Below are 23,469 nucleotides of genomic sequence, written 5' to 3' on the forward strand. Positions count from 1 at the left end.
CGCAGGTCAGAGCGTTGATCAATGGCTGCCGACGGTGCGGCAGCCCTCCAGCTCGGTGGCCGCGGCCCAGGCCGTGGTGCGCAGGGTGACCAGCTGGGTGAAGTGGCTCCCGGCACGGTCCAGGGTGACGTCCTTGCGGGCCACCTCATTGCCGTCGGAGCCCAGTGAGCGCAGGGTGCACACGCCCGTGACGCCCTTGTCCTTGCGGATCTCCAGGACCGCCTGGACGGTGTTGTCGGACATCGACTTGGAGCGCAGCAGCAGACCGCTGACCTCCGACTTGGTGAGATAGTGCACACCCGCCCAGCCGACGAAGCCAAGCAGCGCGACGCCCAGCACCATGGCGACGATCTTCAGCTTGCGGTCGGCGCGCTGGTCCGCCGTGCGGCCGTAGCGGCCATCGGGCAGCGCCGGCGACTCCGCAGCCATGATCGTTCCTCCTGTGGGCCGATTTGTGAACGCGGAATGAATCGGGTCCCGCTTCGGTCACTATAGGAGCCCTCTGAAGACCCCAGTGACTGAGGATCGAGCCTTGACTGAGCAGTTGCGAATGATGGCCGTTCACGCCCACCCCGACGATGAGTCGAGCAAGGGCGCGGCCACGATGGCGAAGTACGTGTCCGAAGGGGTGGACGTACTGGTCGCCACCTGCACCGGAGGGGAGCGCGGCTCCATCCTCAACCCCAAGCTGCAGGGTGACCCCTACATCGAGGAGCACATCCACGAGGTCCGGGCCAAGGAGATGGACGAGGCCCGGGACATCCTGGGCGTCAAGCAGGAGTGGCTGGGATTCGTGGACTCCGGGCTGCCCGAGGGTGACCCGCTGCCCCCGCTGCCCGAGGGCTGCTTCGCGCTGCAGGACGTGGACGAGGCGGCCGGCCGGCTGGTGAAGCTGATCCGCGCGTTCCGCCCGCAGGTGATCACCACCTATGACGAGAACGGCGGCTACCCGCACCCCGACCACATCATGACCCACAAGATCACCATGGTGGCCTTCGAGGCCGCCGGTGACCCGGAGCGCTACCCCGAGGCGGGCGAGCCCTGGCAGCCGCTGAAGCTCTACTACAACCAGGGCTTCAACCGGCCGCGCACCCAGGCGCTGCACGAGGCGCTGCTGGAGCGCGGCATGGAGTCGCCCTACGGGGAGTGGCTGGAGCGCTGGGACAAGATGGGCCGCGAGCGCACCCTGACCACCTTCGTACCCTGCGGTGACTTCTTCGAGATCCGCGACAAGGCACTGATCGCGCACGCCACCCAGATCGACCCGGACGGCGGCTGGTTCCGGGTGCCGATGGACGTCCAGCGCGAGGTCTGGCCCACCGAGGAGTACGAGCTGGCCAAGTCTCTGGTCGGCACGTCCCTCCCCGAGGACGACCTCTTCGCGGGCATCCGCAACAATTGACCCCATGATGAGCGCGACTGCCACCCTCGCCGCCGGCCACCTGGTGCCGCTCGCCAAGGACCTGGACCAGAACAAGGTCACCCCTGGCGTGCTCGGCTTCCTGGTGTTCGCCGTGATCGGCGGGGCGGTCTGGCTGCTGATGAAGAGCATGAACAAGCACATGAAGCGGGTGGACTTCGAGGAGGCGGCGGAGCCGGCGTCCGCGGAGCCGGGCACCGCCGCCGAGGGCGGCAAGTCCTAACCACCCTCGGGGGCCCTTAAAGCCCTGCTCAGCGCGGGAGCGCCGCCAGCACATCCCGCGCCCGGCGGCCCGGCACCATGCCGAGCCGCCATGCCTGCCAGCCCTCCTCCGGCTCCGCACCGCGCTCCAGCACCAGCGAGTAGGCCTCCGCGCACTGCTCCAGCGAGGGGTCCACCGCCCAGTCGGCGGCCGCCAGCTCCCGCCGCAGCGCGGCCAGCTCCTCCCCGGCCACCGCCGTGCCCACCTCGGAACCGCCCGGCGAGGCGAACGGCAGCAGGGTGCAGCGCAGGAACCGTGCCCAGGCGTCGCCGCGCCGGTCACCCACCTCGGCGAACAGCCGCCCGGCCTCCGCCACCAGCTCCAGCGCCTGGGCCGCCCGGCCATTGCCGGCGTCGATCACCGCCAGCTCCACACACGACCAGCCCTCGCCGTGCGCCACCCCCACCCGCTGGAAGTCCAGCCGGGCGTCCTGCAGCAGCTGCCGGGCGAAACCGCTGTTGCGCAGGCTCCCGGTCTGCGCCGCCCGCTGGTCACGGGTCACCCGGGCCGAGTGGTGCCGGGCGCAGGCCAGACCGTAGACATCGCGCATCCGGCTGAACATATTGCGGGCCCGCTCCAGCTCCCGCAGCGCCGCGGCGAGATCGCCCTGGTCCTCCAGGGCCTGGCCCAGGTAGTACAGCGACCATGCCTCACCGCGCGCGTCCTCGTGCTCCCGGTGCCGGGCGGCGGCCGTCCGCAGCCCGTCTGCGGCCGCCGCGGGCTCCCCGGACAGCAGCCGCACCCGGGCCAGCATGGTCAGCGCCCAGGCCGCGCCCCGGCTGTCCTGGGTGCGGCCGTAGAGCTCCAGCGCCTCGGACAGCTCCTCCTCGGCCGGGCCCGCCTGCCCCATCCGCAGCCGCACCTGGCCCAGTTGGAAGTGCGCCCAGGCGTGGCCGTGCACGCTCTCGCTCTCCAGATGCAGCTCCAGCGCCACCGTCAGCAGCTCCAGTGCCTCCGCCAGCCGGCCCCGGTCCCGTTCCACCGCCGCCAGGGCGTGCATCGTCCACGCCCGGTCGCCGCCCAGCTCCGGCGCCGACTGCAACTCCAGTGCCTCGCGCAGCTTTTGGGACGCCTCCGGCAACTGCCCCTGATGGTGCAGGGTGATGCCCAGATCGCGCAGCGCCCGCGCGGCCCCCGCGGTGTTCTGCGCGCTGAAGTAGAGATCCACCACCGAGGACAGCGTGGTCCGGGACTTGTCCAGCTCGCCCAACTGCCGTGCCGCCACACCGGTTCGCCACTGCACCGAGCGCATCAGCAGCCCCTTGTCGGTGTCCTGCGTCAACTCACTGAGCTCACCCAGCCGGTAGAGGTCCCCGCGCAGCAGGCAGTAGTCGCACAGCGCCCCCAGCAGATGCAGCACCGCCGACTGGTCCACGCCCTCGGCATGCCGCAGCGCCGCCGTGATGAAGCTGGACTCGTCGTCCAGCCAGCGCAGCGCCGCGTCCAGCGAGGGGAAGCCATGGGCGCCGCCCGCCCCCTTGGCGAACATATCGGCCCGGGTGGAGGTCTTGCCGTCCACCATGCGGATCACCGAGTCGGCCAGTTCCGCATAGCTGCGGATCAGCCGCTCATGGGCCGCGCCGCGCTCCCCGGCCTCCTCCTCTTCGTGCAGCCGCTCATGGGCGAAGTCACGCACCAGATCGTGCATCCGGTAGCGGCCGGTGCGCACCGGCTCGATCAGCCCGGCCCGGGCCAGCGCCGTCAACTGCCGGGTCGCCTCCTTCTCCTGGGCCCCCAGCAGGGCCGCCGCCGCGGCCGCGCCCAGCGAGGCCCGGCCGGCCAGCGCCAGCCGCCGCAGCAGCCGGCGCGCCTCATCGCCCTGGTCCACATAGCGCAGCCACAGGGCGCGCTGCACCGGATCGGACTGCCCGGCCGCCCGCAGCTCGGCGGCCAGCCCGCGGGCGCTGCGCGCCCCCAGCGAGGAGCCCGCCACCCGCAGCGCCAGCGGCAGCCCGCCGCACAACTCCGTCACCGTGGCCACCGACTGCTCGTCAAAGGGCGCCGGATCCGGCTCCTCGGCCACCGTCCGCAGCAGTTCCTCCGCGCCCGCCGCATCCAGCGGGCCCACCTCCAACTGGTGCACCCAGCCCGCCAGATCGGCCGGCAGCGTCAGCGGGGCACGCGAGGTGACCAGCACCAGGGACTCGGAGCGGTCCGGGACCAGGGCGCGCACCTGCTCGGCGTCCGAGGCGTCGTCCAGCACGATCACCACCGGCAGCCCGGTCAGATGCTGGTGGTAGATCTCCGACAGCCGCTTGAGGTGCTGGTCCTGAGTGGAACGCTCCCGGAAGAGCAACTGGTCCCGGGGCGCGCCCAGCCGGTTGAGCAGATGCAGCAGCGCGTCCCGCACCGGCAGCGGCGGCTCGCCCCGGCTCTCGCCGCGCAGATCCACCAGACAGGCGGCCCGGAACTGATCGCGCAGGGCCTGCGCCGCGCGCAGCGCCAGCGCGGAGCGCCCCGCCCCCGGCGGACCGTGCAGCACCACCACCACCGGCCGGGTCTCGGTGCTGGCCCGGGCCTGCTGCACCCACTGGGCGATCCGGGCCAGCTCCACCCGGCGGCCCGGGAACGCGCCCCGCTCCTCGGGCAGTTCATCGAAGGAACGGGCCAGCACACTGCGCTGCCGGGCCGCCGCACTGCGATCCCCGCCCCGCAGCTGGACGCTCCGGGCGGCGCCGTCCTTGGCCTGCCCCGCGGCGCCGCTCTTGACCCGGGTGGCACCCCGCAGCATCCGCTGCCGGTCCAGGAACGGCCGTACCCCGCGCACCTCCAGCGCGGTCAGCCACTCCAGCCGCAACTGCTCCGAGCCGCCCGGCTGGCCGCGCAGGCCCGCCCGCCGCTGCCCCGCCGACCAGGAGCCGGCCGTCAGCCGGAGCACCGCCGCCAGCGAACCGGCCACCGCGGCCGCCGCCCCCGCGGCCACCGCCGTGCCCGCCGAGGTGCCCGAGCCCAGGTCCACCCCCAGCGCGGCCACCGCCGCCACCGCCGCGGCCAGCGCCGGAGTGCCCAGCGTCCCCCGGGAGAGCACCGAGCCCAGCGGGCGGGCCGTGGCCGCCTCCTCGTCCAGCGCGCGCAGATAGGCGGCGTACTCCTCGGCGGCCGGCGCCACCAGCGTGTCGAGCTCGTCCCGCGCCCGGCGCAGCAGGGCGGCGGTGTCCGTACGGCCGCCGCTGCGCCGTTCCTCCTCCTCGACCGCCCGCCTCAACAGGCTTTCCACGTCCGCACGATGACCCTGCCGCAGTGCGGGCAGCGAGCTCTGCATGCCGTTCCCCCTAGACCAGCCGTTGCCACGGACATACCAGTGTTCCGTGTCGAGGGCTTTTGCGGCAGCCCTGTGGATAACTCATCCCGGCGTCCGGTTGCGCAAGGATGGGCCCCATGCCGAACCGCCTGGCGCATGAGACGTCCCCGTACCTGCTGCAGCACGCCGACAACCCGGTCGACTGGTGGCCCTGGTCTCCCGAGGCCTTCGCCGAGGCCCGGCGCCGCGCGGTGCCCGTGCTGCTGAGCGTGGGCTATTCCAGCTGTCACTGGTGTCATGTGATGGCCCATGAGAGCTTTGCGGACGAGGCCATCGCCGCCTACCTCAATGAGCACTTCGTCCCGGTGAAGGTGGACCGCGAGGAGCGGCCGGACGTCGACGCCGTCTATATGGAGGCCGTCCAGGCCGCCACCGGGCAGGGCGGCTGGCCGATGACCGTCTTCCTGACCCCCGAGGCGGAGCCCTTCTACTTCGGGACCTACTTCCCGCCCGAGTCCCGGCACGGCATGCCCGGCTTCCGGGATGTGCTGGAGGGGGTGACGGCCGCCTGGGCCGACCGGCGCGAAGAAGTGGGCGAGGTCGCGCGGCGCATTGTGCGCGACCTCGCCGGGCGCTCGCTGACGATGGGGGACGCCGGCCCGCCCTCCGCCGAGGAGCTGCACCCGGCCCTGCTGGAGCTCACCCGGGAGTTCGACCCGGCCCACGGCGGCTTCGGCGGGGCGCCCAAGTTCCCGCCGTCCATGGTGCTGGAGTTCCTGCTGCGCCACCAGGTGCGCACCGGTTCGGAAGCGGCCCTGGACATGGTGCGGGCGACCGCGGAGGCGATGGCCCGCGGCGGCATCTACGACCAGCTGGGCGGCGGCTTCGCCCGCTACTCGGTGGACTCGGAATGGGTCGTTCCGCACTTTGAGAAGATGCTCTACGACAACGCCCTGCTGTGCCGGGTCTACGCCCATCTGTGGCGGGCCACCGGCTCCGCCCTGGCCCGGCGGGTGGCGCTGGAGACGGCCGACTTCATGGTCCGCGAACTGGGCACCGCCCAGGGCGGGTTCGCCTCGGCGCTGGACGCCGACAGCGACGACGGCACCGGTCACCACGCCGAGGGCGCCTACTACGTATGGACCCCCGCCCAGTTGCGCGAGGTGCTGGGCGAGACGGATGCCCGGGACGCCGCGGAGTGGTTCGGGGTCACCGAGGCGGGCACCTTCGAGGAAGGCGCCTCGGTGCTGCAACTCCCCGACACCGAGCGGCTGATGGACGCCACCAAGCTGGCCTCGGTGCGGGCGCGGCTGCTGCAGGCCCGTGACCGGCGGCCCCGTCCCGGGCGGGACGACAAGGTGGTCGCCGCCTGGAACGGGCTGGCCATCGCGGCACTGGCGGAGACCGGTGCCTACTTCGACCGCCCGGACCTGCTGCAGGCCGCGGTGGACGCCGCCGACCTGCTGGTCCGCGTCCATATGGGCTTTGACGCACGGCTGTTGCGCACCTCGCTGGACGGCACCGCCGGCGCCCACGCCGGGGTGCTGGAGGACTACGCGGATGTGGCCGAGGGCTTCCTCACCCTGTCCCAGGTCACCGGCGAGGGCGTCTGGGTGGACTTCGCGGGGCTGCTGCTGGACACCGTGCTGGCCCGCTTCACCGATGAGAACGGGGCGTTGTACGACACCGCCGATGACGCGGAGACCCTGATCCGCCGCCCGCAGGACCCCACCGACAGCGCCACCCCCTCCGGCTGGACCGCGGCGGCCGGCGCGCTGCTGTCCTATGCCGCGCTCACCGGCAGCGACCGGCACCGCCGGGCGGCCGAGCGGGCCCTGGGCCTGGTGCGCCAACTGGCCGGACGGGCCCCGCGGTTCGCCGGCTGGGGGCTGGCGGTGGCCGAGGCGCTGCTGGACGGACCGCGTGAGGTGGCGGTGGTGGGACCGCCGGAGGACGCGGCCACCCGGGAATTGCACCGCACCGCCCTGCTGTCCACCGCGCCCGGACTGGTGGTGGCGGTGGGGGAACCGGCCTCCGCCGAGGACGCCGAGGTGCCGCTGCTGGCCGGCCGCCCGCTGCTGGACGGCCGTCCGGCCGCGTATGTCTGCCGCCGCTTCACCTGTGAAGCGCCGACGGCCGACGCCAAGACCCTGGGGGACCGGCTGGGCGGCTGACCCGGCGGATGGCTGGTCCGCTTGAACTTGACGTGCCTGTCAGGTTTTAGCCTGCTGATCGTCCGTCCGACCGGAGGAGGCTGTCCCATGAGCACCAGCACTATTCCCACGACACATCGCGAGGTCCATCTGATCGCGCGGCCCCAAGGGTCGCTGACCACCGAGGTGTTCGAGGTGGCGGAGGTCCCGGTGCCGCAGCCGGGGCCCGGTCAGCTGCTGATCCGCAACCGCGTCATGGGTGTCGCCGCCGTGATGCGCACCCTGCTGGACGAGGACAGCGGCCTGCCCATGCCGTCCTATGCGCTGCGGCAGCCGATGTGGGGCGAGGCGGTGGGCGAGGTGGTGGCCGCCCGGGGCGCGGCCGGCTTCGCCCCCGGTGACCTGGTGTACACCCACGCCGGCTGGCGGGAGTACGCGGTGGTGGACGCCGCCGAGGCCACCCGCCTGGAGCCCGGGGTGCTGCCGGACCCGGCGGCCTATCTCTCCCAGGGGCCCACCGCCTATATGGGAGTGGTCCGGGGCGCCGAAGTACGGGCCGGCGACACGGTGTTCATCAGCGGCGCGGCCGGCGGGGTGGGCTCGCTGGCCGGGCAGATCGCCAGGGAACGCGGGGCGGCCCGGGTGATCGGCAGCACCAGCTCCCCGGCCAAGGCCGAGGTGCTGGTCAAGGAGCTGGGCTATGACGCGGTGGTGCTGCGGGGCACCGGCTCCTTCGAGGAGCAGCTGCGCGCGGCGGCGCCGGACGGCATCGACGCGGTCTTCGACAATGTCGGCGGCGAGCAGCTGCAGGCCGCGCTGGAGCTGGCCAACCGCCGGGCCCGGGTGGCCCTGATCGGCGCGCTGGCCTCCCAGTTGGGCGTCTCGGAGACCCGGCTGGACACCCTCTCGCTGGTCTCCCGCAGCATCCAGATCAAGGCCCTGGCGCTCTTCGACCACCTGGACCTCATCCCCGAGTGGTACGAGTTCTTCGGCCGCGGCCTGCGCGAGGGGACGTTGCGCTTCCCGCACACCCGGCTGCCGGGAATCGCCCAAGCCCCGCGCGCGTTGTGCGAGTTGATCGAGGGGCGTCACATCGGCGCGGTACTGGTGGATCTGTAACCGACTGGACCGGTAACCGACCGGACCTTTGACCGACGGAGGACGGGGTGCGCATCGGCGAGGCGGCGGCGCAGGTGGGTGTCTCGCCCAGAACCCTGCGCTACTACGAGCAGGAGGGGCTGATCGAGGCCCGGCGCACCCCGTCCGGACACCGGGTGTACGGGCCCGAGGAGGTGCGGCGGATCAGGACGGTGTGCGAGCTGCTGGCGACCGGGCTGACCATCGGGGACATCCGGGCCTTCGGCAAGGTGCTGGGCCCGGACCCGGACTGCCCGTTGCGCAGCTCCGCCACCAAGGCGGTGGTCCGCCGCCGCATGGACGACCTGGACGCCCGTATCGAGCGCCTCACCGCGCTGCGGGAGCGGCTCGCCCGGTTGGTGGGCGAGCCGCCGCGGGTGCCGGGCCGGGTCAAGCCCTACGCCCTGCCGCTGCGGGAGAAGACCCCATGAGCCGTCTCACGCGGACCTCATAGCGTCAGACCGCGCTCCAGCAAGTCCAGGGCCTGGCCGATCAGCGCCAGCGGGTCATCGGTCTGCCCGCGGTCCACCCAGACCATCAGCGCCTCCTGCATCGCGTTGAGCACCGCGGCGACCAGGACCCGCACCTGGAGGTCGTCGGCGCCGCGGCCGGTGCGTTCCGCGATGATCTCGCACAGGATCCGGCTGGACTCGCCCATGCCCTCGCCGGCGCGGGCGCGCAGCGCGGGCACCTCGCGGATCAGCCGCATCCGCACCCGCATCTCCGGGCTGTTGCTGCCGATCATCTGCTCCAGACCGCCCAGCACCACGTTCCGGATGGCGGTCAGCGGGGGTTCCCCGGCCGGGCGGTCCCGGAGCATGGCCTCCATCAGCGGGTCGTACTCGTCGGTGAGCACGATGTCTTCCTTGGTGGGGAAGTAGCGGAAGACCGTGCTGGGGGAGACATCGGCGGCCTCGGCGATCTGGTCGACCGGGGTCGCGTCGTACCCCTGCCGTTCGAACAGCCGGTAGGCCGCGTCGCGGATCGCCTGCCGGGTCTGGATTTTCTTCCGCTCGCGCAGGCCCAGCCGGGGACCGGGCTGCGCGGCGGGGGAGGGATGTGCTGAGGCCATGACCGAATTCTCAGGCATGGGCGGAATCGGTGACCACCTCATGGGTGGCGGCGGGCCGCTCGGGCCGCGGGTTGGGCAGGAAGGCCGCGACCAGGCCCAGGGCCAGCAGGGCGGTGACCCCGCTGATGGCCAGGGCCAGGTCCATACCGTGCAGATAGGCGCTGTCCGCCGAGTGTGCCAGGGCCCGGTCGCCCAGCTTGGCGGCCACCGCGTGGGCGCCGATCACCGAGTCCTGGGCGGCCGAGGCGGCCGGGCCGGGCAGGTGGCCGGTGTCCAGGTGGCTGGTGTAGCTGCCCGCGATCACACTGCCCAGGATCGCCAGCCCAATGGCGCCCGCGACTTGGCGCAGCGTCATCAGCAGGCCGGAGCCGCTGCCCGCCCGGTCGCGGGGCAGTGCGCCCAGCGCGTTGGTCATGGCCGGCACGATGGCCATGCCGAAGCCCAGGCCGACCAGGGCGAGCCAGACGGCGGTGAAGCCATAGCCGTCATGGACACCGGTGGTGGCACCGGTCAGCGCGGCGGCCGCCATGATGGCCAGCCCGGCGCAGATCACCGGGCGCGGGCCCATCCGGCTCAGCAGGTGGCTGGTGGCGCGGGAGGCGACCAGCATGCCCAGTGGCATGGGCATCATGCGCACCCCGGTGCCCAGGGCGTCATTGCCGAGCACGGTCTGCAGATAGGCGGGCAGCACAAACATCAGGCCGGTCAGGGTGAACATCACCAGGGCGGCGGCCACCGTGTTCCACAGGAAGCCGCGCCGGCGCAGCAGGGAGAGGTCGAGCATCGGCCGGTCCTGCCGGCGTTCCCGCAGCACCAGCGCGGTGATCAGCACCACGCCGGCGGCGAGCATGCCCAGGACCAGCGGTGAGCTCCAGCCGCGCCCGGGGCCCTCGTTGACGCCATAGACCAGGGTGCCCAGTCCGGTGACGGTGAGCACGGTGGTGAGGATGTCGACCTTGGGGGAGGAGGGGTCGGAGGTCTCCGGGAGCAGGGTGAGGCAGGCGACGATGGCGATGCCGATCAGCGGGATGTTGATCAGGAAGATCGAGCCCCACCAGAAGTGGTCGAGCAGCAGGCCGCCGAGGATGGGGCCCAGCGGCAGGCCCAGCGCCGAGGCGGCGGAGACCAGGCCCATCGCCTTGGCCCGCTCCTCGGGGGCGAACAGGGTGGGGACGACCGACATGGTGAGCGGGAAGATCAGTCCGGCGCCCACGCCCATCACCGAGCGGGCGGCGACCACGGCCGAGGAGTTGTCGGCCAGGGTGCCCAGCAGGGAGCCGGCCAGGAACACGGCCAGGCCGAGGACCAGCATCCGGCGGCGTCCGAAGCGGTCGCCGAGGAAGCCGGCGGGGAGCATCAGGGCGGCGAGGACGACCAGGTAGGAGTCGCCTATCAGCTGCAAGGTGCTGTTGTCCGCGCCGAGTTGGGCGGCCATGGTCGGCAGCGCGACATTGAGGATGGTGCCGTCGAAGCCGAGGGTGAGCATGCAGGCGACGATCGCGCCCAGGGCCCACCAGCGACGGGGGTGGGTGCTCGGGGTGGTGGTCATGGGTTCTCCGGTGGCAGGAGTCGAAGTCTTATGACAGTAACTCGCAAAAGATGAGCACTGTCAAACGACTTTGCCTTGCGCCAACCTTCTTGATGCCGCGCTGACTGTCAGTGGGGTGTGTAACGCTCTGTGTAGGGGCAGGGGATCGGCCAGTGAACCAAATCGGTCGGTGAACCAAGGGGAGGATGTCCGATGCCGATGGGTGCCGCAGCGCTGAAGGTGCTGGCCATGCTGGTCGCGGCGCTGTGTGTGGGGAGTTACCTGCTGGCCGGCGAGGTGGCCGTGCTGGCCGTGGTGCTGGCCGCGGTCGGCGGCATGACATGGAAAGTGGCCGCGGCCTCACGGCCACGGCCACTGCGTGCACGGGGGCGGGCGCGCCGGGCGCCCGTTGGCTCAGCTGTGCGAATACGCCACCAGGGAGATGCCGACGTAGTGCACCGCGAAGGCGGCCAGCGTCAGCGAGTGGAAGACCTCATGGAAACCGAACCACCGAGGTGAGGGATTGGGGCGCTTGATCCCGTAGATCACGCCGCCCGCGCTGTAGAGCAGGCCGCCGACGATCACCAGGACCAGGACGGCGATGCCGCCCTTGCGCAGGAAGTCGGGCAGGAAGAACACGGCGGCCCAGCCCATGGCGATGTAGCAGGGGGTGTAGAGCCATCGTGGCGCACCGACCCAGAACACCCGGAAGGCTATGCCGGCCGCCGCCGCGGCCCATACCGCCCACAGCAGCAACTGCCCACGTCCGCCCGGGATCAGGAGCATGGTCAGCGGGGTGTAGGTACCGGCGATGATCAGGAAGATATTGGCGTGGTCCAGCCTTCGGAGTACCGCGGTGGCTCTCGGGCTCCAGTTGCCCCGGTGGTACAGGGCGCTGACGCCGAACAGCAGACAGGCGCTCAGCACATAGACCGCGCAGGCGATCCGGCCTCGGGTGCTGTCGGCGAGGGCGGTCAGGAAGACGCCGGATACCAGGACGGCCGGGAACATCCCGGCGTGCAGCCAGCCGCGCAGCCGCGGCTTGAGCGGCGGTGCCTCACTCGCGGCACCGGCGGGAGTCGGGGGCGCGACGGGCGCTGCGTCGGGCGCGGAAGTCATGGGCTCATGCTACCTACGCCACCGTAGGTTACGGAGCGGTATCACGTGGCGATGGTCACGGGGGTGCCCTCTGGACAGAAGCCGGGGGGAGTCGGATGATCAAATGAGTGCGGGCGGCACCGGATGAGCGGAAACGGGAAGCGTCTGGGTCGCAGCCCCCAAGGGGCGAATGTGCAGTAGCGGACTTCGGCCGTCGGTACCGGCGGCCGATGAGCCGTTCCACCCTCAATATGCGACGCCGGGACGGACTTGGGTGCCCGGCGGGACGGAGCGATCGTGGCGCGCGCAATTGCGGCTCCCACCACCCTCACCAACCACCAGGGGCTGATCTCCTGGGTCGAAGAGATCGCCGCCCTCACTCAGCCGGACCGCGTGGTCTGGTGCGACGGCTCCGAGACCGAGTACGAGCGCCTGTGCGAAGAACTGGTCGCCAAGGGCACGTTCAGAAAGCTCGACCCGGTCAAGCGCCCCAACTCCTACTACGCCGCCTCCGACCCCAGCGATGTGGCGCGCGTGGAGGACCGGACCTTCATCTGCTCCGAGCGGGAGGAGGACGCCGGGCCGACCAACCACTGGAAAGCGCCGGCCGAGATGCGCGAGATCTTCGCGGGAGAGAACGGCATCTTCCGCGGCTCGATGCGGGGCCGCACCATGTATGTGGTGCCGTTCTGCATGGGGCCGCTGGGCTCGCCGCTGTCCGCGATCGGCGTGGAGATCACCGACTCCGCCTATGTCGCCGTCTCCATGCGCACCATGACCCGCATGGGCGCGGCAGTCCTCGAAGAGCTGGGCTCCGACGGCTTCTTCGTCAAGGCCGTGCACACGCTCGGCGCCCCGCTGGCCGAGGGCCAGGCCGACGTCCCCTGGCCCTGCAACTCCACCAAGTACATCTCGCACTTCCCCGAGGACCGGGAGATCTGGTCCTATGGCTCCGGCTACGGCGGCAACGCCCTGCTGGGCAAGAAGTGTTACGCGCTGCGCATCGCCTCGGTGATGGCCCGGGACGAGGGCTGGCTCGCCGAGCACATGCTCATCCTCAAGCTCACCCCGCCGCAGGGCGAGCCCAAGTACGTCGCCGCCGCCTTCCCCTCGGCCTGTGGCAAGACCAACCTGGCCATGCTGGAGCCCTCCGTCTCCGGCTGGACGGTGGAGACCATCGGCGACGACATCGCCTGGATGCGCTTCGGCGAGGACGGCCGGCTCTACGCGATCAACCCCGAGGCCGGCTTCTTCGGGGTGGCCCCCGGCACCGGTGAGCACACCAACGCCAACGCCATGAAGACCCTCTGGGGCAACGCGGTCTTCACCAATGTCGCCCTCACCGATGACAACGACGTCTGGTGGGAGGGCATGACCGAGGAGCAGCCCGCCCATCTGACCGACTGGAAGGGCAACGACTGGACTCCCGCCAGCGGTTCGCCCGCCGCGCACCCCAACGCCCGCTTCACGGTGCCCGCTTCGCAGTGCCCGATCATCGCGCCCGAGTGGGAGGACCCCAAGGGCGTGCCGATCTCCGCCATCCTCTTCGGCGGCCGCCGGGCCTCCGCGGTGCCGCTGGTCACCGAGTCCTTCAGCTGGCAGCACGGAGTCTTCATCGGTGCCAATGTCGCCTCCGAGAAGACCGCCGCCGCCGAGGGCAAGGTGGGCGAGCTGCGCCGGGACCCCTTCGCCATGCTGCCGTTCTGCGGCTACAACATGGGCGACTACATGGGCCACTGGATCAAGATCGGCCAGGGCCGGGACCAGGACAAGCTGCCCAAGATCTACTACGTCAACTGGTTCCGCAAGGACGCGGACGGCCGGTTCGTCTGGCCCGGCTTCGGTGAGAACAGCCGGGTGCTGAAGTGGATCGTGGAGCGGCTGGAGGGCACGGCGGAGGGCGTCGAGACGCCCATCGGTGTGCTGCCGACGCGCTCCGCGCTGGACCTGGCGGGGCTGGACATCCCCGAGGCCGATGTGGAGCTGCTGCTCACGGTGGACCGGGAGGTGTGGCGCGAGGAGGCGGCACTGGTGCCGGAGCACCTGAACTCCTTTGGGGACCACACGCCGAAGGAGCTGTGGGACGAGTACCGGGCGCTGGTCCAGCGCCTGGGCTGAGTTCCCCGCGGGGGGCTGGGGCTCAGTCCGTGAGCCCCAGCGCCGCCGCGTGCGCGGCGAGTCGTCGCGCCGCCAGGGCGGCGCCCGGCTGGTCCCCGCGCTGGGTGGCGACCACCAGGGCCTGTCCGGCGAGCATATGGGCCCGCTGGTGCAGCCGAAGGGCCTCGCCCGCCCATGACGGGGCGGCCCGCAACGGAGTGTCGCCGCCCCGGAGCCGGGCCACGCATACGGCCAACTCGCCGGCGGCGGCGTCCAGTTCCGGCGAAGCCGTCAGCGCCCGCAGCTCGTCCGTCACGGTCAGCAGTGCCGTCAGATGTCCGGCCAGCCGGATGTCCAGTTCCTCGGCGCGGGAGCGGTGCAGCCCTCGCATGGCGCCGCACTGGGCGGCCGCCGCGTGCGGCGAGGGCGTGCGGATCGGCTCGTACATGGATGGCCTCCTGAATACCTCAGAAGGCCATCCTAACTTAGACACTGTCTAAACTTGCACGTAATCCGCGAGGAAGGTGCCGATCCGGGTGATCGCGTCCGCCAGGTCCTTGGTGCTCGGCAGGGTCACCAGCCGGAAGTGGTCCGGCTCCGGCCAGTTGAAGCCGGTCCCGTGCACCACCATGATCTTCTCGGCCCGCAGCAGGTCCAGCACCAGCTGACGGTCGTCCTTGACCGGATAGACCTTGGGGTCCAGCCGCGGGAAGGCGTAGAGCGCCCCCTTGGGCTTGACGCAGCTCACGCCCGGGATCTGGGTCAGCAGCTCATGGGCCACATCGCGCTGCTCCAGCAGCCGGCCGCCCGGCAGCACCAGCTCGTTGATCGACTGCTTGCCGCCCAGGGCCGTGGCGATCGCGTGCTGCGCCGGCATATTGGCGCACAGCCGCATATTGGCGAGGATGGTCAGACCCTCGATATAGCTGTCGGCGTGCGCCTTGGGGCCGCAGACGGCCAGCCAGCCGCTGCGGTAGCCGGCCACCCGGTACGACTTGGACAGGCCGTTGAAGGTCAGGGTCAGCAGGTCCGGCGCGATGGCGGCGGTCGGGGTGTGGGTCACCCCGTCATAGAGGATCTTGTCGTAGATCTCATCGGAGCAGACGATCAGGTTGTGCCGGCGGGCGATCTCGGTCAGCCCGCGCAGCATCTCCTCGTCGTAGACCGCGCCCGTGGGGTTGTTGGGGTTGATGATGACGAGCGCCTTGGTCCGGTCGGTGACCTTGGCCTCGATGTCCGCGAGGTCCGGCATCCAGTCCGACTGCTCATCACAGCGGTAGTGCACGGCCGTGCCGCCCGCCAGTGCGACCGAGGCGGTCCACAGCGGATAGTCCGGCGCCGGGACCAGCACCTCGTCACCGTCGTCGAGCAGCGCCTGCATCGACATCTGGATCAGCTCCGAGACGCCATTGCCCAGGTAGACGTCCTCCACCGAGAGCTCGTCGATGCCCTTGGTCTCGTAGTACTGCACCACCGCGCGCCGACCCGCGAGCAGACCCTTGGCGTCGCCATAGCCGTGCGCGGAGCCGACATTGCGCAGCATGTCCTCGAGGATCTCCGGCGGGCACTCGAAACCGAAGGCTGCCGGGTTGCCGGTGTTCAGCTTGAGGATGCGGTGTCCCGCCGCCTCCAGCCGCATGGCCTCCTCCAGCACCGGGCCACGGATCTCGTAGCAGACGTTGGCGAGTTTCGTTGACTGGATCACCTGCATGACGGCCACCATACGGGGGCGTGGATCAGCGTGCTCGCGGATTGACGACCGTCCGGCGGGCGCGATCCGGGGCGGCTCAGCCCGCCGACGCCCGCCGCACGCTCCGGCCGGCCAGTACGCCGGTTCGGCGGCTGTCTTCCATCACAAAGCGTCCGTCAATCAGGACATAAGGAATGCCGGTCGGAACCTGCTTCGGATCTTGGAATGTTGAGCCGGCGGCCACTGTCGCCGGATCGAAGAGCACCAGGTCGGCCCGCCATCCCTCGCGGATCAGACCCCGGTCGGGGAGCCCGAGCCGGGCGGCCGGACGGGACGTGAGATGCGCCACGCACTCCTCCAGCGACAGCACGCCCAGCTCACGTACATAGTGACCGAGGTAGTGCGGAAAGGTGCCGTACGCCCTGGGGTGCGGCTTGGCGCCGTGCAGGATGCCGTCGCTGCCGCCGGTGTGCACCCGGTGCCGCATGATCGTCCGGACGTTCTCCTCATGTCCCACGTGCTGCAGCACGGTGGTGGCCAGCCGGTCCTCGGTCAGCAGGCGCCGCGCGCACTCCCAGGGCCGTTCACCGCGCTCGCGGGCCGCGCCGCCGACCGTGCGGCCCACCCAGCCGGACAGGACCGGGCTGCCCACCCCCGAGATCTCCACGGTCTCCCAGTCGACCGGCACCCCATGACAGCCGTCCGCCCCCGTCACCTCCAGCGCATGGCGGATCCGCTCCGCCGTCCCCGCCTCGCGCAGCCGCGCCAGCATCGCCCGGGGCCCGCCCTCGGCGGCCCAGCTCGGCAGCAGCGCGGCCAGGGTGGTGCAGCCCGGGGTGTAGGGATAGCTGTCCAGCGACAGATCGACGCCCGCCGCCAGCGCCCGGTCCAGCAGCGCCAGCAGCTCCGGGGCGCGCCCCCGGTTCTCCCCGAAGTTGAGCGTGGCATGCGCGAGATGGAGCGCACAGCCCGCCTTGCGCGCCAGCGTGAGCATCTCCCGGTACGCGCGCAGGGCGCCCGCGCCATAGGAGCGGTGGTGCGGACAGTAGTAACCGCCGTAGCGGGCCACCACCCGGCACAGCTCGGTCAGTTCGCCGTCAGCGGCGTACATACCGGGTGGATAGGTCAGCCCCGAGGACATGCCCACCGCGCCCTGCCGCAGCCCCTCGGCCAACAGTGCGCGCATACGGCCGAGTTCGGCCGGGGAGGCCGGGCGGTCCGCCCAGCCGGCCACCAGCATCCGCAGGGTGCCCTGGGGCACCAGATAGGCGGCATTGACCGCGATGCCCTCGTCCAGCCGGTCCAGATACCCGCCGACGGACCGCCAGTTGAAGCGGATGTCCCCGCCGTCGCCGTTCCACCCGGCGATCTGGGTGCGCACCTCGGCCAGGGTGCGCTCGTCCACCGGCGCGTAGGACAGCCCGTCCTGCCCGAGGACCTCTAGGGTCACCCCCTGGGCGGCCTTGGCCAGATGCTCCGGGTCGCGCAGCAGGGCCAGGTCGCTGTGCGCGTGCATATCGATAAAACCGGGCGCGACCGCCAGCCCCTGGGCGTCGATGTTCCGCCGCCCGGACGGCCGGGGCTCCCCCTCCCGCGCGATCCGGGCGATCCGGCCCCGCGCCAGCGCGAGGTCGGCGCGGTAGGAGGGGCCGCCGCTGCCGTCGATGACACGGACGTCGCGGAACACGGTGTCCATGAGGGCCTCCCCTGAGCGGTGAACGGCTCACCGGCCCGCCCGCTCAGTCCCAGGAGTTGAACAGCACCTCACCCAGGGTGCTGACTCCGAAGAAGCGGATCTGCCGCCATTCGCCTTCGGACAGCACCGAAGTGTCCACCTCGGACAGCGGCATGGCCAGCTGCCCGTCACCGAGGACGGTCAGTCCCGCCCAGGAGGCGGAAGGCCCGGAGGCCGGTGTGCGGAAGCGGGCCCTCCGTGGGGTGGAAGAAGCCGGTCGCACCGCGTGGCAGTACAAAGCCCGCGCCGCTCATCAGAAGAAGGTGCGCACAAAATCCGTCACCAGGCCGTCCTCCGTCACCACCGGAATCAGCTGCCACTTCTCAAATGCCGTACAGGGATGGGAAATCCCCAGCCCCACCCAGTCGCCGACCTCCAGTTCCGAGGCGTCCCCGGCCACCTCGACAAAGGCGTGCTGGTCGGCCAGCCTGGAGACGGTCAGGCCGTGGGCCGGGCGGAGTGAGCCGTCGCGGGCGGAGCGGATCACCTGGACCGAGGGCAGGCCGAGGTCGTACGGAGCATCCCGCTTGCCCGCGTTGAGGAAGGCCTGGCCGGGCTCGGGGCGGGAGACCACCTGGGTCCACAGCCGGAACGCGGGGTGCAGCTCGCCCTGCTCCGGGTGGCGGTTAAAGGGGGTCTTATTGCGGTACTGCCCGTCGTCATGTGTCACATACGCCCCGGAGCGCAGCAGCTTCAGCACGGGCACCGATAGCTCGGGCAGTTCGCCGAAGACTTCGGCGACCGTGTCGAACCAGGCACTGCCGCCCGCGCTCACCACGATCTCGTCCAGGCCCCGGAACCGGCCCTCGCGGTCGAAGGAGACGGCGACGGAGACCAGCCGGTCCAGCCACCGCCGCACCGACTCCTGGTCCGCGTCCGGGATTTCGGCCTCGTACCCGGCCACACCCACCAGCCGCAGGGTGGACACCTCACGCACCGCGTCTGCCACCAGCGCGCACTGGGCCTCGGTACGCACCCCGGTACGGGCGCCCGCCGAGCCCAGCTCCACCACCACATCCAGTGGGCGCACCGCCCCGGCGCCGCGCAGGGCCGCGTCCATCAGCTCCACACCGCGCACCGAGTCCACATAGGTGATGACCCGCAGCCCGGGGTCGGCGTCCAGTTCCCCGGCCAGCCAGCGCAGCGCCGCCTCGTCCACCACCTCATTGGCGAGGAAGATCCGCTGGATGCCGAACGCCCGGCAGACACGCGCCTGGGCGGGCGTGGCCGCAGTGATCCCCCAGGCCCCGTGGGCCAGTTGGCGCTCGAAGAGCTGCGGAGCCATCGAGGTCTTGCCATGCGGGGCGAAGGCCAGATCGCGTTCGGCCGTCCAGCGCTCCAGCTGCGCCAGATTGTGCTCCAGCTCCGGGGCGGACAGGGTCAGTACCGGGGTGGCGAAGCCGCCGGTGAACAGCGAGCGCCGCTCGGCCGCCAGCGCGCCGACGGTCAGACCCTCCGCGTCCGGCGGCAGCCCCTTGAACCGGTGGTCGACCGGTTCCAGGGCAAGGCGGGCCACGGGGTTGTCGGCGGCGATGGACATATACCCTCCGGAGCTGTTCCGTTGCATGATCTGCAACATCCGATGCGCACAGCGCTCCGGGCTGTCTAACATCCCGCCGAGTATCGGGTCAAAGCCGACACCGCGGCCCCGGGCCGGCAGGCCATGGCGGGCCGGCCCGCCCGAAGGCCGCTGTCGCGCCATGGGATGTATCGCTTATCCGGCCAACTTCCGGTCAGGAATGACTCGTTCATTGCGTCCGGCCCCAGCAACCCCAACAATGTGCACGTCAAAACGGCAGCTCTTCCGTCCGGAGAGGACACACCCCCCATGAAGAGACCGCTCGTCGGCGTGCTCACCACCCTGCTGCTGGGCGGGGCGACCATCGCCGGTACCACCACCACCGCGACCGCCGCCCCGCAGGCCGGCAGCCAGGCCCAGGCCCGGACCAAGGCAGTCGACTTCGCCGGCACCGTGGCGCTCAGCAACTGTTCCGGATCGCTGATCCGGATGCCCAACTCCACGGACGACGACCCGGCGTTGGTGATGACCAACGGCCACTGCCTGGAGACCGGCATGCCCGCCCCCGGTGATGTCATCACCGACCAGCCCTCCTCGCGCAGCTTCACCCTGCTCAACTCCAGCGGGGGAAGCGCCGGAACGCTGCGGGCCACCAAGGTGGCGTACTCCACCATGACCGACACCGATGTCACCCTGTACCAACTCGGCACCAGCTACGCCCAGATCAAGCAGCGCTACCACATCGACGCGCTGAACCTGTCCGGTGACCACCCCACGGCCGGGACGGCCATCAAGGTGGTCTCCGGCTACTGGAAGAAGATCTACACCTGCAATGTGGACGGGTTTGTCTACCAGTTGCACGAGGGCGACTGGGTCTGGAAGGACTCGCTGCGCTACACCCCGTCCTGCGATGTGATCGGGGGAACCTCCGGTTCACCGGTGGTGGACGCCACCACCGGCAAGGTGGTCGCGATCAACAACACCGGGAACGAGAACGGTGAGCAGTGCACCGAGAACAACCCCTGTGAGGTGGACGAGAACGGCAATGTCACGGTCCGCCAGGGCATCAACTACGCCGAGGAGACCTATGGGATCACCCAGTGCGTGGCGCCCGGCAACCGGATCGACTTGAGCCTGCCGGACTGCACGCTGCCGAAGCCGGCCGGCTCCGACGGGGCCTGAGGCGGTGGTGTGCCGGGCCGCCATGCCGATGGCGGCCCGGCGCACCCGCTACGGCAACCCGTGCACATGCGCCCCCACCGCCGAGGACCAGGCGTTGCCCGCCGCCGCGTCCCAGTTGGTGGACCAGGTCATGGCGCCCCGGATGCCCGGATAGGTGTGCGGCGGGGTGAAGGAGCCGCAGCCCGTTCCGGTGGCCAGGCAGTCCAGTGCCCGGTTGACCACCGAGGGGTCCACATAGCCGCTGCCCGCCGCCCGGGGTGAGGCCGGGACGCCCAGGCCCACCTGCGAGGGGTCCAGGCCGCCCTCCAGCTGGACGCAGGCCAGCGCGGTGAGGAAGTCCACCGAGCCCTGGGCGTAGACCTTGCCGTCGCAGCCGTTCATCGAACCACTGTTGTAGTACTGGGTGTTGACTACGGTCAGGATGTCCTTGATGTTGAGCGCGGTCTGGAAGTAGCCCGCCGAGGGTGACTGCATATCGATGGTCTGCGGGGCCATGGTGATCACCAGCCCGCTGCCCGCCTTGGCCGAGAGGGAGCGCAGCGCCCGGGTCATATAGGTGGGGTTGATGCCGTTCTCCAGATCGATGTCCACCCCGTTGAAGCCATAGCGCCGCATCAGCCCATAGACGCTGTCGGCGAAGTTCTCCGCCGAGGTCGCGTCGCTGACGCTCACCGAGCCCCGTTCGCCGCCCACCGAGAGGATCACCGACTTGCCCGCCGCCCGCTTGACCGCGATATCCGCCTTGAACCGGTCCTCGCTATAGTGCAGTGCGGGATCGAGGGTGAAGTCCACCGCGCCCGGGGTGGTGGTGGCATCGGCGAAGGCGACCGCCACGATGTCATAGGAGTCGGGCAGATCGCTGATCGTCTGCACCTTGGCGCCATTGTCGAAGTTCTGCCAGTACCCGGTCACCGCGTGCCTGGGCACCGACGGACCGCTGCTGCCGCCGGAGGCGGTGGTCGCGGTGACGGCGGCGGAACGGGCGGACTCACCGGCCGCGTTGACGGCCGTCACCTCGAACCGGTAGGCGGTGGCGGGGGACAGGCCGGTCACGGTGGCCGAAGTGCCGTTGGCCGACAGGGCCTTGGTGCCGTCGCGGTAGACGGTGTAGCCGGTCGCGCCGGGCACCGGGTTCCAGGAGAGGGCGACGGAGGAGGGGGTCACCGCTCCCGCCGACAGTCCGCCCGGGGCGTCCGGCACCTGGCCGCCGGGGGGCGGGCCGGGGTCTCCGCCGGGGCCGGTCAGGACGGCGTCGTCCGCGAAGTAGGCCGGCTGCCCGTACCAGCCATGCAGAAAGACAGTGACCGAGGTGGTGTTGGCGCCGGTGGTGAAGGAGGTGTTCAGCTGTTGCCAGTCCCCACCGCTGCCCGGGGTCCAGGCGGAGACGTCCGTGGTGCCCGTGCCGGCGGCGCCCAGATAGACATAGGAGCCGCGCACCCAGGCGCTCAGCTGATACGCGGAGTTGGGCTTGACGGACACGGTCTGGGTGCACTGGGCGTCGTCCTGGGCGCCCGGCGTCGCCTTCAGGGCACCCTGGCCGCCGTGTACGGGTGAACTCACCGTACTGCCGCTGTCGCCCGAACAGGTCCAATTGGCGAGCCCGTTCTCAAAGCCCGGATTGGCCAGCAGGTTGGGCGGGTTGCCCTCGGCGGCCCGGGCGGGGCCGGTGCCGAGGGCGCCGATGCCGCCGGCGGTGAGCAGCAGCGCCGTCAGGGTGCTGCCCAGGCGGCGTCTGATGCGTATGAGGCGTGGGGGATGCATGGACTACCTCCGCTGAAGGGGGAGTTGGTGGGGGGTGAACGCGATCTCCCGTGGCGGTGAGGGTGGTCCAGACCAATTCATCTGTCAAGGGGTGCGGCGGGTCCGGTTGCGGAGGCGTTCACGCTGGGCAGGATGGGCCCACGGCCGGCTCAGGGCCGGCAGCCGAATCGAACGGGAGTGATTCCGAGGTGCCGATGGTGCGGCCAAAGGGCGTGATCCCCATGGTCCTTGTGGCGCTGGCGGTGGTCTGGCAGTGCGTGCTGGTGGGTTACACCTACTCCCTGGCCGGACATGCCGCGGACCGGGGAGCGAGGGCGCAGGCCACCGGGCGCGACTGCCGCGCCGCGGTACGGGCCGACCTGCCCGCCGACTGGCCCGGCCGGCCCCGGTGTGAACAGGACGGGGCGAGCTATAAGACGGTTGTGGTGCTGAAGGTGCCCCTGATGCTGCCGGGGCATATCAACTGGCCGTGGCCGGTGCGCAGTTCATACACCGTGACGCGTGATGACTGAGTGACGACGCGGCCGGTCGTACTTCTGTGGCATATGCGGGCGTGGCGCCCCCTGGGACGGTCAGGGACTGTTCTCAGCCGCCGTATTCGTGGCTAAAGTGCTCAGGCGCCGGGGTCTCGCGGTGCCCATCCGTGGCTGCCCCGGCCGCCCGCGGCCGGAGTGAAATTGGGGAAGCCGACGTGCCGATTGCGATAGCCGTCACCAGCCCGGACCTGGTTCTTCCGCCGGGTGACGGTCCGACCCCGGCCGCCGCCGTGCTCCAGGGGCCGGACCGGCAGCCGCTGGACACCGCGGTCACCCAGACGGCCATCCTGCTCGACCAGTGCGGATACCTGGTGGTGCTCTATCCCGACGCGCTGCCCGCCCCCTATGTCCGCCGGCTGCACACCGTGCGGACGGTGCTGGAGAGCGAGCGGATCGCCCTGCTGCCGGTCGCCCTGCCACCGCTGGCGGTCGCCGTACTGGCCCGCCAGTTACGGCAGTTGTCGGTCTCCGACCTCAGCCCCGGGGTGCTGGCCTGTGCCGCCCGGCTGCTGGCCCACTACATCTACGCCGGGGCCCAACTGGCCACCGTGGCCCGGCTGGACCGGGTGCCGGTGTCCCTGGCGCCCCATCTGCGCTCCCTGCTGCCGGGCGCCGCCTTCGGGGTGCTGGTCAACCCGGCGCCCTGCCTGATCCGCCTGGGCAAGGCCGAACCACCCGGCGGACCCGCCTTCCCCACCCGGCTCACCGTGGCCCGTACCAAGCCCCGCAAGGGACCGGACTGGGTGCTGGAGACCCTGGCCCCGCACTGGCGGGTCCAGGGGGTGCAGGAGGTGGGCCCGCTGCCCGACGGCTCCGGGCAGTGGTGGGGCACCCAGCGGGCGGTGGAGTTCGCGGCCGCCATCCCCGACCCCTCCATCCTCTACCACCTGGTCGCCTCGGTCAGAAGAGAGCGCTGCCGCTGGTGCGGCCTGGAACTCCTCGGCGACCGCTGCGGATTCTGCTCCGCGCCCCACCTCCCGCCGGACCACCAGCTGCCGCCGGCCCGCGCCGCCGTCCACCCGTGAACGAGGTAGTCCA

At 71.2% G+C, this 23,469-nt stretch carries 20 protein-coding genes; 9 read left to right on the plus strand and 11 right to left on the minus strand.

Annotated features, from left to right (window positions below; translation table 11 throughout):
• Positions 1-18: 18 nt before the first annotated feature.
• Positions 19-429 carry a DUF4307 domain-containing protein gene (locus tag ACIHFE_RS18905; RefSeq protein ID WP_400107897.1) on the minus strand — a complete coding sequence of 137 codons (411 nt, stop codon included), beginning with the start codon at positions 427-429 and terminating at the stop codon, positions 19-21.
• A 103-nt stretch (positions 430-532) separates the two neighbouring features.
• Here ACIHFE_RS18905 and mca point away from each other — a divergent pair, with 103 nt between their 5' ends.
• Together mca and ACIHFE_RS18915 are read left to right on the plus strand one after the other, a co-directional pair.
• Entirely contained in the window at positions 533-1,402 is an 870-nt protein-coding gene (mca, locus tag ACIHFE_RS18910) for a mycothiol conjugate amidase Mca (RefSeq protein ID WP_400107899.1), read from the plus strand.
• Between the two features lie 7 nt (positions 1,403-1,409).
• Entirely contained in the window at positions 1,410-1,643 is a 234-nt protein-coding gene (locus tag ACIHFE_RS18915) for a hypothetical protein (RefSeq protein WP_400108055.1), read from the plus strand.
• A gap of 28 nt (positions 1,644-1,671) precedes the next feature.
• Here the strand turns inward: ACIHFE_RS18915 and ACIHFE_RS18920 are convergent, their stop codons facing one another.
• Positions 1,672-4,944 carry a tetratricopeptide repeat protein gene (locus ACIHFE_RS18920; protein ID WP_400107901.1) on the minus strand — a complete coding sequence of 1,091 codons (3,273 nt, stop codon included), beginning with the start codon at positions 4,942-4,944 and terminating at the stop codon, positions 1,672-1,674.
• Between the two features lie 116 nt (positions 4,945-5,060).
• Between ACIHFE_RS18920 and ACIHFE_RS18925 the strand changes: the two genes are divergently transcribed.
• The 3 genes from ACIHFE_RS18925 to ACIHFE_RS18935 all read left to right on the plus strand — a co-directional run bounded on the left by ACIHFE_RS18925 (position 5,061) and on the right by ACIHFE_RS18935 (position 8,644).
• Complete coding sequence (locus tag ACIHFE_RS18925) at positions 5,061-7,097, plus strand: thioredoxin domain-containing protein (RefSeq protein WP_400107903.1); 2,037 nt, start codon at positions 5,061-5,063, stop codon at positions 7,095-7,097.
• Positions 7,098-7,184: 87 nt separating this feature from the next.
• Entirely contained in the window at positions 7,185-8,195 is a 1,011-nt protein-coding gene (locus tag ACIHFE_RS18930) for an MDR family NADP-dependent oxidoreductase (protein WP_400107905.1), read from the plus strand.
• A 47-nt stretch (positions 8,196-8,242) separates the two neighbouring features.
• Positions 8,243-8,644 carry a MerR family transcriptional regulator gene (locus ACIHFE_RS18935; RefSeq protein ID WP_400107907.1) on the plus strand — a complete coding sequence of 134 codons (402 nt, stop codon included), beginning with the start codon at positions 8,243-8,245 and terminating at the stop codon, positions 8,642-8,644.
• Positions 8,645-8,661: 17 nt separating this feature from the next.
• On the opposite strand, the gene ACIHFE_RS18940 is transcribed toward ACIHFE_RS18935, so the two are convergent.
• From ACIHFE_RS18940 to ACIHFE_RS18950, 3 genes are all read right to left on the minus strand, one after another.
• Positions 8,662-9,285 carry a TetR/AcrR family transcriptional regulator gene (locus ACIHFE_RS18940; protein ID WP_400107909.1) on the minus strand — a complete coding sequence of 208 codons (624 nt, stop codon included), beginning with the start codon at positions 9,283-9,285 and terminating at the stop codon, positions 8,662-8,664.
• A gap of 10 nt (positions 9,286-9,295) precedes the next feature.
• Positions 9,296-10,834 (minus strand): DHA2 family efflux MFS transporter permease subunit, encoded by a 1,539-nt coding sequence (locus tag ACIHFE_RS18945; RefSeq protein ID WP_400107911.1) that lies wholly within the window; start codon positions 10,832-10,834, stop codon positions 9,296-9,298.
• 393 nt (positions 10,835-11,227) lie between these two features.
• Positions 11,228-11,932, minus strand: coding sequence for a hemolysin III family protein (locus ACIHFE_RS18950; RefSeq protein ID WP_400107913.1), 705 nt, complete (start codon positions 11,930-11,932; stop codon positions 11,228-11,230).
• Positions 11,933-12,208: 276 nt separating this feature from the next.
• Between ACIHFE_RS18950 and ACIHFE_RS18955 the strand changes: the two genes are divergently transcribed.
• On the plus strand, positions 12,209-14,029 hold the full coding sequence (locus ACIHFE_RS18955) for a phosphoenolpyruvate carboxykinase (GTP) (RefSeq protein WP_400107915.1): 1,821 nt from the start codon (positions 12,209-12,211) through the stop codon (positions 14,027-14,029).
• A 22-nt stretch (positions 14,030-14,051) separates the two neighbouring features.
• Here the strand turns inward: ACIHFE_RS18955 and ACIHFE_RS18960 are convergent, their stop codons facing one another.
• The 5 genes from ACIHFE_RS18960 to ACIHFE_RS18980 form a co-directional block, all read right to left on the minus strand.
• The gene (locus ACIHFE_RS18960; protein WP_400107917.1) at positions 14,052-14,456 is read right to left on the minus strand and encodes a hypothetical protein; all 405 of its coding nucleotides are present in this window, start codon (positions 14,454-14,456) and stop codon (positions 14,052-14,054) included.
• 48 nt (positions 14,457-14,504) lie between these two features.
• Positions 14,505-15,719, minus strand: a complete 1,215-nt coding sequence (locus ACIHFE_RS18965) for a pyridoxal phosphate-dependent aminotransferase (RefSeq protein ID WP_400107919.1) — start codon at positions 15,717-15,719, stop codon at positions 14,505-14,507.
• Between the two features lie 76 nt (positions 15,720-15,795).
• Positions 15,796-17,394 (minus strand): amidohydrolase family protein, encoded by a 1,599-nt coding sequence (locus tag ACIHFE_RS18970; protein WP_400107920.1) that lies wholly within the window; start codon positions 17,392-17,394, stop codon positions 15,796-15,798.
• A gap of 43 nt (positions 17,395-17,437) precedes the next feature.
• The gene (locus ACIHFE_RS18975) at positions 17,438-17,656 is read right to left on the minus strand and encodes a hypothetical protein (protein WP_400107922.1); all 219 of its coding nucleotides are present in this window, start codon (positions 17,654-17,656) and stop codon (positions 17,438-17,440) included.
• 30 nt (positions 17,657-17,686) lie between these two features.
• Entirely contained in the window at positions 17,687-18,973 is a 1,287-nt protein-coding gene (locus tag ACIHFE_RS18980; protein WP_400107924.1) for an amino acid deaminase, read from the minus strand.
• 288 nt (positions 18,974-19,261) lie between these two features.
• Here ACIHFE_RS18980 and ACIHFE_RS18985 point away from each other — a divergent pair, with 288 nt between their 5' ends.
• Positions 19,262-20,134, plus strand: a complete 873-nt coding sequence (locus ACIHFE_RS18985) for a trypsin-like serine peptidase (RefSeq protein ID WP_400107926.1) — start codon at positions 19,262-19,264, stop codon at positions 20,132-20,134.
• A 48-nt stretch (positions 20,135-20,182) separates the two neighbouring features.
• Here the strand turns inward: ACIHFE_RS18985 and ACIHFE_RS18990 are convergent, their stop codons facing one another.
• Positions 20,183-21,895, minus strand: coding sequence for a chitinase (locus ACIHFE_RS18990; RefSeq protein WP_400107928.1), 1,713 nt, complete (start codon positions 21,893-21,895; stop codon positions 20,183-20,185).
• A 221-nt stretch (positions 21,896-22,116) separates the two neighbouring features.
• On the opposite strand from ACIHFE_RS18990, the gene ACIHFE_RS18995 reads away from it, so the two are divergent.
• Positions 22,117-22,407, plus strand: coding sequence for a pilus assembly protein (locus ACIHFE_RS18995; RefSeq protein ID WP_400107930.1), 291 nt, complete (start codon positions 22,117-22,119; stop codon positions 22,405-22,407).
• Between the two features lie 179 nt (positions 22,408-22,586).
• Positions 22,587-23,456, plus strand: a complete 870-nt coding sequence (locus ACIHFE_RS19000; RefSeq protein WP_400107932.1) for a hypothetical protein — start codon at positions 22,587-22,589, stop codon at positions 23,454-23,456.
• Positions 23,457-23,469 lie beyond the last annotated feature (13 nt).

This window comes from Streptomyces sp. NPDC052396, from assembly GCF_044593195.1.
GTDB lineage: Bacteria > Actinomycetota > Actinomycetes > Streptomycetales > Streptomycetaceae > Streptomyces.